The organism is Pseudomonas sp., assembly GCF_040514055.1.
GTDB lineage: Bacteria > Pseudomonadota > Gammaproteobacteria > Pseudomonadales > Pseudomonadaceae > Aquipseudomonas.
Map to the genome: position 1 here is coordinate 48,189 of NZ_JBEVDL010000037.1, position 16,979 is coordinate 65,167.

At 65.4% G+C, this 16,979-nt stretch carries 18 protein-coding genes; 14 read left to right on the plus strand and 4 right to left on the minus strand.

The window, feature by feature from the left end; translation table 11 throughout:
• Positions 1-151: 151 nt before the first annotated feature.
• The 14 genes from sbnA (at position 152) to ABWY06_RS10040 (ending at position 13,774) form a co-directional block, all read left to right on the plus strand.
• Positions 152-1,132 carry a 2,3-diaminopropionate biosynthesis protein SbnA gene (sbnA, locus tag ABWY06_RS09975; protein WP_353925417.1) on the plus strand — a complete coding sequence of 327 codons (981 nt, stop codon included), beginning with the start codon at positions 152-154 and terminating at the stop codon, positions 1,130-1,132.
• Positions 1,096-2,115 (plus strand): 2,3-diaminopropionate biosynthesis protein SbnB, encoded by a 1,020-nt coding sequence (gene sbnB / locus ABWY06_RS09980; RefSeq protein WP_353925418.1) that lies wholly within the window; start codon positions 1,096-1,098, stop codon positions 2,113-2,115. Before sbnA ends, sbnB begins: the two co-directional genes overlap by 37 nt.
• Before the next feature lie 14 nt (positions 2,116-2,129).
• Complete coding sequence (locus ABWY06_RS09985) at positions 2,130-3,179, plus strand: iron-containing redox enzyme family protein (protein WP_353925419.1); 1,050 nt, start codon at positions 2,130-2,132, stop codon at positions 3,177-3,179.
• Positions 3,180-3,205: 26 nt separating this feature from the next.
• Positions 3,206-4,696, plus strand: a complete 1,491-nt coding sequence (locus tag ABWY06_RS09990; RefSeq protein WP_353925420.1) for an L-lactate permease — start codon at positions 3,206-3,208, stop codon at positions 4,694-4,696.
• A gap of 272 nt (positions 4,697-4,968) precedes the next feature.
• A complete protein-coding gene (locus ABWY06_RS09995) occupies positions 4,969-5,931 on the plus strand; it encodes a YbgA family protein (RefSeq protein ID WP_353925421.1) in 963 nt (320 codons plus the stop codon).
• Positions 5,932-5,934: 3 nt separating this feature from the next.
• The gene (locus tag ABWY06_RS10000) at positions 5,935-6,873 is read left to right on the plus strand and encodes a MerR family transcriptional regulator (protein WP_353925422.1); all 939 of its coding nucleotides are present in this window, start codon (positions 5,935-5,937) and stop codon (positions 6,871-6,873) included.
• 9 nt (positions 6,874-6,882) lie between these two features.
• On the plus strand, positions 6,883-8,349 hold the full coding sequence (phrB, locus tag ABWY06_RS10005; RefSeq protein WP_353925423.1) for a deoxyribodipyrimidine photo-lyase: 1,467 nt from the start codon (positions 6,883-6,885) through the stop codon (positions 8,347-8,349).
• Complete coding sequence (locus tag ABWY06_RS10010) at positions 8,339-8,797, plus strand: nuclear transport factor 2 family protein (protein WP_353925424.1); 459 nt, start codon at positions 8,339-8,341, stop codon at positions 8,795-8,797. Before phrB ends, ABWY06_RS10010 begins: the two co-directional genes overlap by 11 nt.
• The gene (locus ABWY06_RS10015) at positions 8,794-9,555 is read left to right on the plus strand and encodes an SDR family NAD(P)-dependent oxidoreductase (RefSeq protein WP_353925425.1); all 762 of its coding nucleotides are present in this window, start codon (positions 8,794-8,796) and stop codon (positions 9,553-9,555) included. The genes ABWY06_RS10010 and ABWY06_RS10015 overlap by 4 nt, the downstream gene beginning before the upstream one ends.
• 26 nt (positions 9,556-9,581) lie before the next feature.
• On the plus strand, positions 9,582-10,829 hold the full coding sequence (locus tag ABWY06_RS10020; RefSeq protein WP_353925426.1) for an NAD(P)/FAD-dependent oxidoreductase: 1,248 nt from the start codon (positions 9,582-9,584) through the stop codon (positions 10,827-10,829).
• Positions 10,826-11,641 carry a DUF1365 domain-containing protein gene (locus ABWY06_RS10025; protein WP_353925427.1) on the plus strand — a complete coding sequence of 272 codons (816 nt, stop codon included), beginning with the start codon at positions 10,826-10,828 and terminating at the stop codon, positions 11,639-11,641. Before ABWY06_RS10020 ends, ABWY06_RS10025 begins: the two co-directional genes overlap by 4 nt.
• On the plus strand, positions 11,628-12,902 hold the full coding sequence (locus ABWY06_RS10030; RefSeq protein ID WP_353925428.1) for a class I SAM-dependent methyltransferase: 1,275 nt from the start codon (positions 11,628-11,630) through the stop codon (positions 12,900-12,902). The genes ABWY06_RS10025 and ABWY06_RS10030 overlap by 14 nt, the downstream gene beginning before the upstream one ends.
• Positions 12,903-12,909: 7 nt before the next feature.
• Positions 12,910-13,422, plus strand: coding sequence for a DUF2878 domain-containing protein (locus tag ABWY06_RS10035; protein WP_353925452.1), 513 nt, complete (start codon positions 12,910-12,912; stop codon positions 13,420-13,422).
• 43 nt (positions 13,423-13,465) lie between these two features.
• A complete protein-coding gene (locus ABWY06_RS10040; RefSeq protein ID WP_353925429.1) occupies positions 13,466-13,774 on the plus strand; it encodes a YkgJ family cysteine cluster protein in 309 nt (102 codons plus the stop codon).
• A gap of 162 nt (positions 13,775-13,936) precedes the next feature.
• On the opposite strand, the gene ABWY06_RS10045 is transcribed toward ABWY06_RS10040, so the two are convergent.
• The 4 genes from ABWY06_RS10045 to prmC form a co-directional block, all read right to left on the minus strand.
• Positions 13,937-14,455, minus strand: coding sequence for an acyloxyacyl hydrolase (locus ABWY06_RS10045; RefSeq protein ID WP_353925430.1), 519 nt, complete (start codon positions 14,453-14,455; stop codon positions 13,937-13,939).
• Positions 14,456-14,545: 90 nt separating this feature from the next.
• Positions 14,546-15,337, minus strand: coding sequence for a glutamate racemase (murI, locus tag ABWY06_RS10050; protein ID WP_353925431.1), 792 nt, complete (start codon positions 15,335-15,337; stop codon positions 14,546-14,548).
• The gene (locus ABWY06_RS10055) at positions 15,330-16,106 is read right to left on the minus strand and encodes a molybdopterin-synthase adenylyltransferase MoeB (protein WP_353925432.1); all 777 of its coding nucleotides are present in this window, start codon (positions 16,104-16,106) and stop codon (positions 15,330-15,332) included. The genes murI and ABWY06_RS10055 overlap by 8 nt, the downstream gene beginning before the upstream one ends.
• A complete protein-coding gene (gene prmC, locus ABWY06_RS10060; RefSeq protein ID WP_353925433.1) occupies positions 16,103-16,930 on the minus strand; it encodes a peptide chain release factor N(5)-glutamine methyltransferase in 828 nt (275 codons plus the stop codon). Before prmC ends, ABWY06_RS10055 begins: the two co-directional genes overlap by 4 nt.
• Positions 16,931-16,979 lie beyond the last annotated feature (49 nt).

The window sequence follows — 16,979 nt, forward strand, 5'->3', positions numbered from 1 at the left end:
AGGCTGCAACCCGTGGCCCTGCGCGCGCGCCCACCCTGAAGGCCCAGATAACGAATATATGGAATAAGAAAAATGATATTGCGAGCATATAGCTATATGAATTAGGCTTTGTTCACGCATGGTAGCGATACAACATCTAAGGAGGGATACGATGATTCATGACTCGCCCGCAAGCCTGGTGTTTGGCGAACACTTCCTGTCTCTCAAGACCATCGCCCCGCACTTCAGCGTCAACCTGAAGCTGGAGGGGCTGTCCATCAGCGGCTCGATCAAGATCAAGTCGGCATTGCACATGCTGACCGAAATGGAGAAGAGCGGCCAGCTCAGGCCCGGCATGCGCGTTATCGAGAGCTCGTCCGGTAACCTGGGACTGGCCCTGAGCATGCTTTGCGCCATCAAGGGCTACCCCTTCGTTTGCATCAGCGACCCGAATATTTCCCGGCAAACCGCTGGGCAAATCAAAGCCTTCGGTGCCGAGTTGATCATCGTTCAGCGTCGCGACGAGAATGGCGGCTACCTGCAGACGCGCATCGACCTGATCAGGACGATGCTCCAGCAGGACGCACGCCTGCTCTGGATCAACCAGTACGAAAACACGCTGAACGTCGACGCGCACTATCAGATGACCGGCCCGGAGATCCTGAGCCAGTTCGCCCGCCCCGATTACCTGTTCGTCGGAGCCGGGACGACAGGCACCCTGGGCGGCGTCTCGCGTTACGTCCGTGAACAGTCCCCGAGCACCGTGATCGTGGCGGTGGACAGCGTCGGTTCGGTGACCTTCGGCCATCCGCCGGGCAAACGTCTGATCCCGGGTCTGGGCACCAGCAGCCCACCCCCCATCCGCGCGCATGCCCACTTCGACCAATTGCTGATGATCGAGGAGCGTGACAGCCTGCGCATGTGCCATGACCTGGCCGCGCAGGGGGTGATGCTCGGTGGCTCGTCCGGTACTGTCCTCTGCGCCGTGCGCCAGTACGCCCCGCACATTCCCAAGGACGCCTGTGTCGTGGCCATTTCGCCCGACATGGGCGACCGCTACATCGACACCCTTTATAACCCCGACTGGATCCAACAGCACTTTCAAGGAAGACCCGAATGCCTCGCGGACATCGCCCCAACGCTCTCAAACTGATCGGTGCGCACCAGATCGAACAATGGCTCGACGCCAACCCTCAGCGGGTGTTCGATCTGGTGCGGGATATCTACCTGACCCATGGTGCCGGTCGCACCGTCAACCCGGACAGCTACTTCCTGCGCTTCCCCGACAGCGAGCGCGACCGCATCATCGCCCTGCCCGCGTCGATCGAGGACGAACAACCGATCGCCGGGATCAAATGGATCGCCAGTTTCCCAGGCAATATCGAGCAGGGTCTGAACCGCGCCTCGGCATTGCTCATCCTTAACGACCGGCACACCGGCTATCCGCTGGCCTGCCTCGAGGGCAGTGCGATCAGTGCCGCCCGCACCGCCGCCGCCGCCGCCGTGGGCGCGCATTACCTGCACCCCACCCCCAGGCGCGTCGCGTGCCTGGGGGTGGTCGGCTGCGGCCTGATCGCCTTCAACACGGTCGAACTGCTGTGCCGCCTGGGTTGGGAAATCGACGAAATCCTGCTCAGCGACCTGAGCCCCGAGCGCGTCGAGCTGTTCAAGCACAAGTGCTCGGCCTTCCACGGCCACCTGCGCGGCGCCAGCCTGGAGGACACCGTCGTCCGCTCGGACCTGCTGCTGTTCGCCACCTCGGCGGTCAAGCCCTTCGTCGACGAGGCCCAGTGGTTCGCCCACCACCCCACCGTACTGCACCTGTCACTGCGCGATCTGTCGGCACCGATCGTGCTGGACGCGCAGAACGTTGCCGATGACGTCGATCATTGCCTGAAAGCCCAGACTTCGCTGCACCTCGCCGAACAGCTGTGTGGCGACCGGCGATTTATGGCGGGCGACATCGCCGGCATGATCAACGGCGTGCTGCAACCCGACCGCGACCGCACCCGGATTTTTTCGCCGTTCGGCATGGGCGTACTGGACCTGGCCTTGGGCCGGGCGATCCTCGACAGCCCCGACGAAGTGGCGTTCAGCGCCTTCGACGACTTTTTCCCCACGGCCTATATCGAGTAACCAGGAGCTACTACGTGCTGCGACTTCCCAGGATTGCGCAAGACCGTCCCGAACTGCAGGACCGGCCCTGGCCGCCGGTCCCCGAGTTCGAGGCCTTCACCCCCGAATTCGAGGCCTTTCTGTTCGCCGACCGTGCCACCCAGTACGCCCAGCTGGCCAACCTGCGCGCCGATCCGGAAGGCCACGGACAGTTTATCCATCAGGGCCTAGGCACCCTGTATGCCTACGTCTATGGCTACCCCGACAGCCCGAGTTACCTGCGCAGCGACATCACGCTGGAAAGCGCCCTGCTGACGGCGAAACTGCTGCTTGAAGAGGAGATGCTCGAGGCCTGGTTGCCCGTCGAGCCTCCCCCCAGCGTCAGCAACCAGCACGAGGCGGCCGATTACCTGCAGCAGTTCGTGCAGAGCAACGCCGGGGTCTATCACGAACTCTTCGACTACCTGCGCGAACAGGCCTCGCGCGAGGCGCTGCTGGAGTTTCTCCGGCTCGAGGTGTGCCGCAACGAAGTTGTGGACGATGAAGTCGCCCTGCTGGTCTGCGGGCTGCAGGGCAACCTGAAGAAGGTCATGGCCTCCAACCTGTGGGACGAGTGCGGCAATGGCGAGCTGAGCCGCTTCCATACCTACTGGCTGCGCCGGCTCCTGGGCCGGCTGGAGGACTGGGACGGTCTACTGGCCTATCGCCGCGAGGCAAAACCCTGGTTTTCCAGCGTAACCTCCAATACCTTCAATGCCCTGCTGACCCGCCCGGCCTACAAACTGCGCGGCTACGGCTGCTTTATGACCACCGAGGCCTGGGTCGACGCGCATTTCGAGCGCATCCTCGGTGGCCTGGAACGCGTCGGCTTGCACCACGACGACATCGCCGTGTATTTCCTCGCGCACCAGACTATCGACCCGCACCATACCCTCGAACTGCTCGATGGCCTGCGCCATCAGGTGCCGGCACTGACCCCGCTGCAGGCCCAGGAAGTGGTGCGCGGCGCGCATCTGGCGGTGGCCGGCGGCGTTTCCCAATACCAGCGCGTGTTGCGTCACCTGCGACGCATCGACGGCGCCTAGCCGACCTTCTCTACAAGGACGTTCCCATGCCCGCACTGAGCATTGCCCTCGCCTTCTCACCCATTGCCCTGTGTGGCGTGGTGATCTTACTGCTGCGGCGCAGCGCGGTCATCGGCGCCCTCGCGGGCATCGCCCTGGCGGCGCTGCTGATCGCCCTCGACAGCCGCTTCGAGCTGCAGGCCAGCCGCCTGCTCGAGGCCCTCGGGGCCACCGCGATTCTCACCTTGAGCGCCGCGCTGGTGATAGTCCCGGGGCTCTACCTGAATGCCACGCTGCGTGGCCAAGGCATACTCGACGACCTGGTCGAGTGGATCCAGGCGCTGCCGCTGAGTGCCGAGCACAAGGCCCTGATGCTGCTGCTCGGACTACTGCCGGCGATCGAGGCCCTGACCGGCTTCGGCGTCTCGCTGTTCCTCGGAGTACCGATATTCTTTCGCCTGTTCGCCGCCGACCAGGCCTATCGTCTGTCCATGCTCGGCATGAACATCATGCCCTGGGGCACCCTGGCGTTGGCCACCGTGGTCGGTGCGTCGCTGAGTGGCACGGCCCTGACCCCGCTGGGCAGTCGCACGGCCTTGACCAGCGCCCTGGTCTTCCCGCTGATCGGACTGGTCGCGCTGTTCGTCATTGGGGGCGTGGCGCTGCTGCGCAAGCAAGCCCTGTGGGCCCTGGCGATTGGCGGGGGGCTGTCGGCGGCCCTCTACCTGTTCAACCGCCTCGGTTTGACGGAGACCGCCGGCATTCTGGCCGGCGCACTGATGGGCCTGCTGGCTTTCCTCTGCTTTCGTCGGCGCAGCGAAACTGCCCCGACGCCGCCAAACCCGGCTGCACGGGCACGCAAGTTCTGGATGTTTCTGCCCTATGTACTGGTCCTCGTACTGATCCTGCTCACCCGCACGGTGCCGGTGCTGCATGATTTCCTCGCGCAAGCCTGGGTCTTGAGCAGCGCGCGGATCAAACTCAGCGTGCTGGCCAGCCCGGGCATCGTCCTGGCCCTGGTATGCCTGTTCTTGCAGTGGCTGCGACCGGCGACCATCGACCATCGGGCCCTGTGGAGCCGGGTGCGGATCGCCTGCCTGGGCTTGCTGTGTTTTATCCTGCTGGCGCAAGTCATGAATGCCGCCGGCATGGTCGCGGCGATCTCTACCGCCCTCCAACAATGGACCGGGGATGCGCGGATGCTGTTACTGCTGGCACCCGCCCTGGGCATGTTCAGCGGTTTTATCACCGGGTCCAACCTCAGTGGCAACGCCCTGTTGATCAATGTGCAGCAGCAGATCGGCGAGCAGAGTGGTCAGGGCTTGCTGTTCGCCGCCCTGCAAAACAGCGCCGCCGGCCACAGCGTATTCACCTCGCTGCCGATCATCGTGTTGATCATGACCATCGCCCGCGACGCCGATAAGCACGCACAGCCCAGCCGGTCGGCGGAACACGACTTGCTGAACTTCGGGTTAAAGACCGCCGTCCTGGTCTACCTCGCGCTCGTCACTGCCGTTAGCCTGCTGTCCTTCTATTAGCGAGCAGTCGCCGCCCGCCGCAAGGCCGCCCCGGGACGCTGACCAGCGACACCGGCGCGGCAACCCGCCGCCATCCCCAGACCGCCCGCCCTGCTTACCCCTGCGCCAGGGGACCCCGGGCGGAAGCCGCCGTGACGCCTTGTAGCCACTCGGCAATCACAGACCACGCACAAAACTTATACAAATAACTTGACCTGTACAATAACGGTCTTATTATGGCCAAATCATGTACATAAAATTTTTATTGTACAAGTCTCGTCCAGGGGTAGGCCATGTCAGCGTCATCGTCCAGCAAACCCATATTGGGCATCAGCGCCTGCCTGCTGGGCAACACCGTGCGCTACAACGGCGGCCACAAGGAATCCCGGCTGTGCAGCCGGACCCTGAGCGACCATTTCGACTTCGTCGCAGTATGTCCTGAAGTGGCCATCGGACTCGGCACCCCTCGTGAACCCATCCGCCTGGTCGGCGACCCCGCCAGCCCGCGAGCGGTCGGCAGCGTGCAACCCGACCGTGATGTGACGCTGCCGCTGGCCGAATATGGCGGACGTATGGCGGGCGAGCTGGGCAGTATCTGCGGCTACATCTTTATGCAGAAATCGCCTTCTTGCGGGCTGGAGCGGGTCAAGGTTTATCAGCAAGGCGGCAAACCGAGCGAACCGGCGGGCCGCGGCATCTACGCCGCGGCCTTCTGCGCGCGTCACCCCAACCTGCCGGTGGAAGAGGACGGCCGCCTCAACGACCCGGTGCTGCGCGAGAACTTCATCAGCCGGGTATTTGCCTATGCCGCCTGGCAACAACTGCAGGTCGACGGGATTTCACGGCATCGCCTGCTCAGCTTCCATGCCCGTTACAAGTACTTGCTGCTGGCGCATAACCCGCTGCAGTACAAGGCGCTCGGCCAACTGCTCGGCAGCATGGGCCGGCAGGACGTGGCCGAGCTTGCCCCACGGTATTTTGGCGCACTGATGGCCGCCCTGAAAAACTGCGCCACCCGCGGCAGCCACAGCAACGTGCTGCAGCACCTCAGTGGCCACCTCAAGCAGTCACTGTCCCGCGACGAAAAAATCGAAGTCACCCAGCTGATCGAGCAATACCGCCACGGCATAGTGCCGCTGGTGGTGCCGCTGACGTTGCTCAAGCACCACTTCCGGCAACACCCCGACCCGTACGTGGCCGGTCAGGTCTACCTGCAACCTCACCCGGAAAATCTCGGCCTCAGGAATGCCCTCTGACCTATGGACGACCTCAACGTGGAACTGGACAGCGACGACTATCAGGCGGCCCTGGACAGTGGGTTGTTGCCCATTCGCGAGGTGGCACGCGCCACCGGCGTCAACGCCGTGACCCTGCGTGCCTGGGAGCGACGCTACGGCCTGATCGTGCCGCAGCGCACGCCCAAGGGTCATCGCCTGTACGCCCAGGAGCACGTGGAACGCATCCAGGCCATTCTCACCTGGCTCAATCGAGGCGTTTCCGTCAGTCAGGTCAAGGGCCTGCTGGATGCCCGTCAGCCGGTCAACGACAACCTCGACAATGGCTGGCAGGCGCTGCGCCTGGAGCTGCTGCAGGCAATCGGCGACCTGGCCGAGCGGCGCCTGGACGAGGGTTTTAACCGCGCCCTGGCGTTGTATCCACCCCGCACGCTGTGCGAGCAGTTGCTGTTGCCGCTGCTGCTGGACCTCGAGCAGCGCTGGCAGGGTCAGTTCGGCGCCCAACTCGAGCAGGTGTTCTTCTACACCTGGTTGCGCAGCAAGCTGGGCGCGCGCATCTACCACAACAACCGTCAGCACAGCAGCGCGCCGCTGTTGCTCGCCAACCTCTCTATCCAGCCGATGGAACCGGGGCTATGGCTGTGCGCCTGGCTGGTCAGCAGCGCTGATTGCCCGGTGGAAGTGCTCGACTGGGCACTGCCGCCGGGTGAACTGAACCTGGCGGTGGAGCGTATGGCACCCCGTGCCCTGCTGCTCTATTCCAGCCAGGCGCTGGACGCCACCCAGCTACGCCGGCAACTGCCCAAACTCAATGAAAGCTGCAGCGTGCCGGTGCTCATGGTCGGTCCGGCCGCCTCGATTCATCAGCAGGAATTGCGGGCGCTGAGCGCCCTGCACCTGGCCGAAGACCCCCTCAGTGCCCAGCGCAGCCTGCTTCGGCAGGGGCTGCTTGATCCACGATAAGGACCACCGATGCGTCAACTCATCTGGTTTCGCACCGACCTACGGGTGCGGGATAACACCGCCCTGGCGGCGGCGATGGCCGCAGGCCCGACCCTGGCGCTGTACCTCGTCAGCCCCACGCAGTGGCTGGCCCACGACGATGCACCCTGCAAGGTGGACTTCTGGTTGCGCAACCTTGGCGAACTCTCGACCGCCCTGCGCCGCCTGGGCGTACCGCTGTTGATCCGCACGGTCGACAGCTGGCAGCAGGCGCCTCAGGCACTGGCCGCGCTGTGCCGGGAACAGCGCATCGACTGCGTGCAGGTCAACGATGAATACGGTGTTCACGAAAGCCGTCGCGACCAGGCGGTGGCCGCCGAACTGCAAACACACGGCATCGGCCTGCGCCGCCACCTCGATCAATTGCTGTTTAATCCCGGCAGCATCCTGACCCAGTCCGGCGGCTACTTTCAGGTCTACAGCCAGTTCCGCAAGGTCTGCTACAGCCGCCTGCACCTGGCCGCGCCGGCCTGCGCGGCGCAGCCCGAGGCGCAGGCACCGCTGGCGCAGGACAGCGATCCGATCCCCCAGGCCGTCGCGGGCTTCGCCCGTCCGGCTGAAAGCCTGCGCCAGCTCTGGCCCGCCGGCGAACAGGAAGCGTTGTCGCGGCTGCAGCGCTTTACCGATGAGAGCATGGCCGACTACCGCGAGGCCCGTGATCGCCCCGCCAGCGCGGGCACCAGCCAGCTGTCGCCCTACCTGGCGGCGGGTGTGCTGTCGCCGCGCCAGTGCCTGCAGGCGGCGTTGATGGCCAACGCGGGCGAGTTCGAAAGCGGCAATCCTGGCGCCGTCAGCTGGATCAATGAGTTGCTCTGGCGCGAGTTCTACAAACACATTCTGGTGGGCTACCCGCGGGTGTCGCGTCATCGCGCGTTTCGCGCCGATACCGAAGCCGTGGCCTGGCGCCACGCGCCGAACGAACTGGCCGCCTGGCAGCAAGGGCGCACGGGATTTCCGATCATCGATGCAGCCATGCGCCAACTGCTGGCCACCGGCTGGATGCACAACCGCTTGCGCATGATAGTGGCGATGTTCCTGACCAAGAATCTGCTGATCGACTGGCGCGAGGGCGAGCGGTTTTTTATGCGCCAGCTGATCGATGGCGACCTGGCCGCCAACAACGGCGGCTGGCAATGGAGCGCCTCCACCGGCACCGATTCGGCACCCTACTTCCGTATTTTCAACCCGCTGTCGCAGTCGGAGAAATTCGACGCCGAAGGCCGTTTCATCCGCCAGTGGCTGCCGGAACTGGCGGAGCTCGGCAACAAGGACTTGCATAAGGTGGCGGCGCTCAATGCCCGCGCCCAAGGCCTGTTCAGCCACACCGACTACCCGCGGCCGATGGTCGACCTGGGTCAAAGCCGCGCCCGCGCCCTCGCCGCGTTCAAGCGCCTGGCCACCCCACACGCCATCCCGGAGCCCGACCATGTCTGGTAGCCCGCCGACCACCGCGCTCGGCGACGCCGGGGATTTCCTGCGGCGCTTCGCCTATGCCTTTGCCGCGCTCGACGCGCACAACCTGCAGCGCCTGGGTGAGCTGTACAGCGCCGACGTGCTGTTCACCGACCCGCTGCACGAAATTCGCGGCCTGCCGGCGCTGCGGGACTACTTCGCGCAGCTGTACGCCCATGTCAGCGACCTGCGTTTCGACTTCCACGGCTTCGACGCGGTGCGCAAGGGTGAAGGCTACCTGCGCTGGACCCTGCGTTTCAGCCACCCGCGCCTCAACCGCGGACGGGCGATCCAGGTCGAGGGCTGTTCGCACCTGCTGTGGCACAACAAGGTCCACTACCACCGCGACTACTTCGATGCCGGCGCCCTGCTGTACGAGCATCTGCCGCTGCTCGGTCGCATCATCCACTGGTTGAAAGGAAGGCTGGCATGAACGAGGCCCGACGTATCTGGCTGACCGGCGCCAGCAGTGGCATCGGTGCCGCCCTGGCCGGCGAGCTGCTTGAGCAGGGCCATCGCCTGGCCCTGAGCGCGCGCACCAGCGAACCGCTCGAAGCGCTCGCCCAGCTGTATCCGCAGCAGGTGCTGGTGGTACCCGGGGACCTCAGCGACGCCGAGCAAGTCCGCGCCATCGGCGAAGCCATTGCCCAGCGCTGGGGCGCGCTGGACAGCGTGATTCTCAACGCCGGGACCTGCGAGTACGTCGAGGTGCGGCAGTTCGAGGCCGCCCTGGTGGAGCGGGTGGTCAAGGCCAACCTGCTGTCGGCGGCCTATTGCGTCGAAGCGGCCTTGCCCCTGCTGCGCCTTGGCCAGCGACCGCACCTGGCCGCAGTGGCCAGTTCGGTGACCTACCTGCCGCTACCACGGGCCGAGGCCTACGGCGCCTCCAAGGCCGGCCTGCGTTACCTGTTCGAAGCGCTGCGTATCGACCTGGCCGCCGAGGGCATCGAGGTCACCCTGATCAGCCCCGGCTTCGTCGACACCCCGCTGACGCAGAAGAACGATTTCCCAATGCCCCTGCGCTGGTCGGCGGCCAAGGCCGCCCGGCATATCGCCCGACGCCTGGACCGCCGCCCGCTGGAGATCGCCTTTCCGGGTCCGTTCATCCTGGGCCTGCGCCTGTTGGCCAGTCTGCCCAAACGCCTGCAGCTGGCGGTCGGTAAACGCCTCGCACGCTCCGCCAACGATTGAGCACCTGCCATTCCCGAGGAAGCAGTATGAAGATTGCCATTATCGGCAGCGGTATCTCCGGCCTCACCACGGCCTACTTGCTCAACCGTCAGCACGATATCCAGGTGTTCGAGGCCAGCGACTGGGTCGGCGGCCACACCCACACGGTGGACGTCGAGATCGACGGCCGTGCCTATGCCATCGACACCGGCTTTATCGTTTTCAACGACTGGACCTATCCGAACTTTATCCGCCTGCTGGGGCGTCTCGGAGTCGGTTATCAGAACGCCGAAATGAGCTTTTCGGTGCACGACCCGGCCACGGGCCTGGAATACAACGGCAACACCCTCAACAGCCTGTTCGCCCAACGGCGCAACCTGCTGTCGCCGCCGTTCTGGGGCATGCTGCGCGACATCCTGCGCTTCAACCGCGAGGCACTGGACGACCTGGCCAACAATCGCCTGCCAATCGACACCACGCTGGGCACCTACCTGAGGATCGGTCACTACGGCAGCTGTTTTATCGACCACTACATCGTGCCCATGGGCGCGGCGATCTGGTCGATGTCACTCAACGACATGCTGGGTTTCCCGCTGCAGTTTTTCGTCAGCTTCTTCAAGAACCATGGCCTGCTGTCGGTCAGCAACCGGCCCCAATGGCATGTGGTGCAGGGCGGTTCGCGCAGTTACGTGGCGCCGCTGTGCGCTGGCTTCGCCGAGCGTATTCGCCTGAACTGCCCGGTGCAGCGCGTGGAGCGCGACGATCAGGGTGTCACCCTGCACAGCGCCGCTGGCGAGGAGCGCTTCGACAAGGTGGTGTTCGCCTGCCACAGCGACCAGGCATTGCGCCTGCTGGCCGCCCCCAGTGCCGCCGAATCGAGCATCCTCGGCGCCCTGCCCTACGCCGACAACGAGGTGGTGCTGCACACCGACACCCGTCTGCTGCCCGATCGCCGCTTGGCCTGGGCCAGTTGGAACTACCGCCTGGGCGGTCCTCAGCAACGGCCGGCAGCCGTCACCTACGACATGAATATCCTGCAGGGCCTGCAAAGCGAGCAGACCTTCTGTGTCAGCCTCAACCAGACCGCTGCCATCGACCCGGGCAAGATTCTTTCCCGGCACACCTACGCCCACCCGCAGTACAGCCTGGCCGGCATGGCCGCCCAGGCGCGCTGGCCGGAGCTGCTCGGCGAACACCACAGCTACTACTGCGGGGCGTACTGGGCCAACGGTTTTCATGAGGACGGCGTGGTCAGCGCCCTACGCGTGGCGCAAGCCTTCGGAGAAATGCTGTGAACAGCGCCATCCAGCGCAGCTGCCTGTACCGCGGCTGGGTCAGCCACCGCCGCTTTGGGGCGCGGCCGCACAGCTTCCGCTACAGCATGGGCCTGCTGTTCCTCGACCTCGAGGAGCAAGACGCGGTCCTGGCATTGTCGCCGCTGGCCGGCCGCGGCCGGCTCGCCCCTTTCGGCTTCCGCGAAACCGACTACCTGCCCCAGTTCACCGGTCAGGGCATGCCCCTGCTGGACGCCGTGCGCCAGCGCGTGGGTGACGCCCTGGGGCGTGTTCCCCAGGGGCCAGTGTGCCTGCTGACGCAACCGCGCAGCTGGGGCCTGGCGTTCAATCCGGCGAGTTTCTTCTACTGCTACGAAGCCGACGGGCGCCTCGCCGCGGTGCTCTGCGAGGTCAGCAATACCCCCTGGCGCGAACGCTACCACTACGTGCTGCCCGCCAGTGCCGAGGGGCACCAGCAGGTCAGCGTGAGCAAGGCGTTTCATGTCTCGCCCTTTCTGCCGCGCGACCTGGAGTACCGCATGCGTTTCAGCCCGCCGGGCGCACGTCTGGGCCTGCACCTGGCCGACTGGCAAGGCGAGCAAAAGGTCTTCGATGCCAGTCTCAGCCTGCATCGCCAGGTCCTGGACCGGCGCGGCCTGCACCGCCACCTGCTGACCTTTCCCTGGATGACCGGCAAGACCCTGCTGGCCATCTATTGGCAGGCGCTGCGCTTGCTGCTCAAACGTACACCGTTGTTTTCCCACCAGGCAGCGCACGGTTCCTTCGGCGTGGCCAGTTCGGACTCGAAGGAAGCGCACCATGAAAAGTTCTAGCCTCACCTCCGCCAAGGGCCGGGTCAACGCCGGTCACGGCCTGGGCGCCAGCCTGTTGCGCCGCGCGGTGCTGCGCCAGCTCGGCCAGCTGCGTCACGGCCAGCTGGTGATCCTGGAAGGCGACGAGCGCCTGGTGTTCGGTCAGGCGGGCGCAGCCCTGCAGGCCGAAATTCAGGTGCTCGACCCGGCCCTCTGGGGCCTGGTCGCCGGAAACGGCTCGATCGGCTCCGGCGAGGCCTATATCCATGGCTATTGGACCAGCCCGGACCTGACCGCGGTGATCCGTGTGTTCGTCAGCAACCTCGAGGTGCTCGATGGCATGGAGCGCGGTCTGGCGCTGCTCGGGCGCCCCCTGATCCAGGGCCTGCATTGGCTCAACCGCAACACGCGCAAGGGTTCGCGCAAGAATATCGAGGCCCATTACGACCTGGGTAACGCGCTGTTCGAGCAGTTCCTCGACCCGACCATGATGTACTCGGCCGCGCAGTTCCTCAGCCCTGAGGACAGCCTGGAACAGGCGCAACTGAACAAGCTCGAGCGAATCTGCCAGAAGCTGGCGCTCAAGCCGGACGACCATCTGCTGGAGATTGGCACCGGTTGGGGCAGCATGGCGCTGTATGCCGCGCAGCACTACGGCTGCCGGGTTACCACCACGACCCTGTCGCAGCAGCAGTACGCCTACACCCGCCAGCGCATCGATGCCCTGGGGCTGGGCGAGCGGGTCACCCTGCTGCTGCAGGACTATCGGGACCTAACCGGGCAATACGACAAACTGGTCTCCATCGAGATGATCGAGGCGGTCGGCCATCCTTTCCTGCCGACGTACTTCAAGCGCTGCGCGGGGCTGCTCAAGGCCGATGGTCTGATGCTGCTGCAGGCCATTACCATCCGTGATCAACGCTACGAACAGGCCAAGGGCACGGTGGACTTTATCCAGCGTTACATTTTTCCCGGCGGCGCCCTGCCGTCGGTGAACAAGATGCTCGACATTGTCACCCGCGAAACCGACATGAACCTTCACCACATGGAGGACTTCGGCCAGCACTATGCGCGGACCCTGCGCCTGTGGCACGACAACCTGCGCGCCGCCCGGACCAACCTCGAGCAACTGGGTTACGACAGTTATTTCTACCGCCTCTGGGAGTTCTACCTCTGCTACTGCGAGGGAGGGTTTATCGAACGCACCATCGGCACCGCGCAGTTACTGTTGGCGAAACCGGCCGCGCAACCGTCCCCGCTGCTGGGCCGTTTCGATGCCTGAGTCGAGCCTGGGCCAGCGCCTGGGCAATGGCCTGCTGTTCCAGGCCGGCTGGTTCGCCTGTGTGCTCAGCCCGCAGCAACCCGCCCTGCTGCTGGTGCCGCTGCTGGCGGTGGCCGTGCACCTGAGCTGGGTTAGCAGCTGGGCCGCGGAAGGCTATCTGCTGCTGGGCGTCTGGGTGGCGGGCACGCTGCTGGACAGCCTGTTGCTGCGGCTGGGCCTGTTCGACTTCGGCGAACCGCGGCCGTGGGTGCCACTCTGGCTGTCGTTGCTCTGGCTGCTGCTGGCCACCTGTCTCAACCATTGCCTGGCCTGGACCGCTCGCCCCTGGTGGCGCGCCAGCCTGCTCGGGGCCATCAGCGCGCCGCTGTCCTATTACGGCGGGGCGCAGCTGGCAGGCGTCGACCTGCCCTATGGGACCTGGCCCAGCCTCGGAGTGCTGGCCATTATCTGGGCACTGCTGCTGCCACTGTTGCAGGCTTGGGCCCGCCGACAGGCACGCCCAGCCGTCGAGGCGAGCTGAAAGCACCTCGCCGCCAGAGGCTGCTCTGGCTTACACTGGCACGATGAACACGATTCCCCTGACCCCTGTCGAGGCCACGCCCGCCGTGACCTGCGCCAACTGCGCGGCCTGTTGCTGCCAGTTGGAAGTGATACTGCTGACCGACACCGGCGTGCCCCAGCGCTATATCGATACCGATGAATGGGGCGGTGATGTCATGGCCCGCCTGGACGATGGGTGGTGCATCGCCCTGGACCGCGACACCATGCTCTGCACCATCTATGAAAACCGCCCCTGGGTCTGTCGCGAGTTCGAAATGGGTTCGCCCGAGTGCCTGGACGAACGTGGCGCACTGGCGACCATCTATCGCTAGAGGCCCGGGGTCTCAAGCCTCGCTAAGAGCCGCGGGCTTCGCCCGCCCTACGGACTGCACCCGCTCTGCCCCCCTGGGTCGTAGTCCGAAATGGGCCCTCTACGCTGGCGCCGGTTACGAGGGCATAAAAAAACCGGGCCAGGCCCGGTTTTTTCTTCGTGCTTACAGCCCCAGGCGGTAATGCAAGCTGATGCTCTCGATACCGTCGTTGGGTTCCTTGAGACCGGCATTGGAATAGTGGATGGCACGCAAGCCGACTTCCTGGTCCTGGCCAAAACGCAGGCCGGCGCCAATGCGGTCCTCGAACTGGAACGACGAACCGAGCTCGCGCCCTTCCAGGGTGGTATCGGCGAACGCCGCCACGCCAATCCCGGCCTCCAGATAAGGGCGTACGGCGTCGCCGGCAAACTCGTAGACGAACACCGGGGCGAACGCCAGCGAATGGTTGGTCGAACCGCTCTCGCCGTCCCAGTAGGTATACCCCGCATCCCAGTAGCCGGTCAGGCGTCCGGTGTCGCTCTGCCACCAACTGGTGCCCCAGTCGAATTGCAGGCCGATGCGCGCTACGGTGGTCGATTCGCTGGACTGGCCCGCACCGACGGTCAGGTCCATGGCCTGCGCGCCCCCCACGGCCCCCAACAACAAGGCCGCCAGCGCGGCGCACGAAAAGAGTCTGGTCATCCGCATATCCTTAATTTTCTTCTTTGATGAGTTCTTACCCGAACCAGTGAGCCCGGATCACTATCCGTTACCGCTCAGGCTAACCGACCGTTACTTTTCAAAATCGTGCACTAAGGTGCTATCACCGTACAACTGGGGCAGCACCTGCTCGAACACAAAACGTGAACCGCTGCTCCAGCAGTGGGTTGGCCCGGCCGGTCCGGCAGCCAGCAGGCCGTCGGCAGCCAGCAGGCGCTCCAGTTGACGGGCCACGGCAGCTCCGGTGTCGATCAGGCGAATGTCCGCGGGCAGCAGCTCGGCCAGCAGCGGTTTGAGAAAGGGGTAATGGGTGCAGCCAAGGATCAGCGTGTCGCAGCCCTGCTCCAACAGCGGCCGCAGGTACCCCTGCAACAGCGCGCGGGTGGTGGCGTCGTGCAGCTGCCCCGCCTCGATGCGCTCGACCAGGCCCGGGCAGGGTTGGGTAAAAACCTGTACATCGTTGGCGAAACGATCGAGCAAGGCGGCGAACTTGCCGCTCTTCAAGGTTCCGGTGGTGGCCAGCACCCCGACCCGGCCATTGCGCGTGGCGGCGGCGGCCGGTTTGACCGCCGGCTCCATGCCGACGATGGGCAGCGTCGGGTAGCGCGCGCGCAACTGCGCGACCGCAGCAACGGTGGCGGTGTTGCAGGCCAGCACCAGCGCCTTGCAGCCTTGCGCCAGCAGAAAGTCGGCCATGACATAACAGCGTTGGACAATGTAGTCCGGGCTTTTTTCGCCGTAGGGCACATGCCCGCTGTCGGCGATATACAGCAAGGTTTCGGCGGGCAGGCGGGTACGGATTTCCCCCAACACCGACAGGCCCCCGACACCGGAGTCGAACACGCCGACCGCGGCCTCACTCATGGGGCTGCTCCCCACAGACCGGGCAGGCCGGATCACGCTTGACCCGCAACTCGCGAAAACGGCTGCCCAGGGCATCGATCAACAACAGCCGCCCGACCATCGGCTCGCCAAATTCCGCCAGCAGCTTCAAGGCTTCCAGCGCTTGCAGGCTGCCCACCACGCCCACTAAAGGACCGGCCACACCGGCTTCGCTGCAGGTCAGCTCGGCCTCGCTGCCGGCGCCGTACAGGCAGTGGTAGCAGGGACTGTCGGCACGCCGTGGGTCGAACACCGACAGTTGCCCTTCCAGGCGGATCGCCGCGCCACTGACCAGCGGCCGCGTGGCCGCGACGCAGGCGGCGTTGACCGCCTGGCGCGTGCCGAAGTTGTCCGAGCAATCGAGCACCAGGTCCACCGCCTCGACCGCGGCGGCCAGCGAGTCCGCATCCAACCCTCGGGCGTGGGTGACCAGCTGGATGCCCGGGTTGATCGCGGTGAGGCGCGCCACCGCCGAATCCACCTTGCTGCGGCCGATACTGGCGCTGTCGTGCAGGACCTGGCGTTGCAGGTTGCTCAGGTCGACCTGGTCGAAGTCGGCCAGGTGCAGCTCGCCGACCCCCGCCGCGGCCAGGTACAGCGCCACCGGCGAGCCGAGACCGCCGAGGCCGACGATCAGCACCCGGCTGCACTTGAGCCGCAATTGCCCCTGGATATCCATCTGGGGCAGCAGGATCTGCCGGCTGTAGCGCAGCAGTTCCTCATCGCTCAACGACTCGGCGTCAGGGTTCATACCCATTCTCCCAAGGTGACCCGTTCATGGCCGCCCAGGTCACACCGGCTGTGCACCTGAACGAAGCCGCGCTGGCGCAGCAACTGGCGCACCGCGCCGGCCTGGTCGAAGCCGTGTTCCAACAGCAGCCAACCATCAGGCAGCAGGTGCGCCGGCGCCTGCTCGACGATCAGGCGGATATCGTCCAGACCGTCGGGGCCCGCGACCAAGGCACTGGCGGGTTCAAAGCGCAGATCGCCCTCGCTCAGGTGGTGGTCACCAGCGGCGATATAGGGCGGGTTGCTGACGATCAACGCAAAGGCTTCCCCGGCCACGGCCTCGAACCAGTGGCTGGCGCGAAACTGTACATTGGCCAGCCCCAACCGCGCCCGGTTGCGCTCGGCCAGGGCCACCGCTTGCTCCACGCGGTCAACGCCCCACACGTGCCAGGCCGGGCGTTCACTGGCCAGGGCCAAGGCGATTGCGCCGCTGCCAGTGCCCAGGTCGAGCACTTCGGCCGGGCCATCGGCAAGGCGCTCCAGGGCGATTTCGACCAGCAACTCGGTGTCCGCGCGGGGAATCAGGGTGTGCGGCGCCACTTCCAGGTCGAGGGTCCAGAAACCCTGCAGGCCGAGGATATAAGCCACCGGTTCGCCGTTACGCCGACGCAGCAGGTCGCGGGCGAAGCGCGCCGCCGGCTCGGCCTCGACCTCACGCTCCGGCCAGGTGTGCAGGTGGCTGCGCGGCTTGCCCAGGGCCGCCGCCAGCAGCAGTTCGGCATCCAGCCGGGCGCTGGGCGAGTCGGCCAGGTCGGCGTGGCGGAGCAGGTGTTCGATGGTAGCCATGCAGCTCTCTTGATCGTGGAGTGGATCAGGCGTTGCCGATCCACTGCGG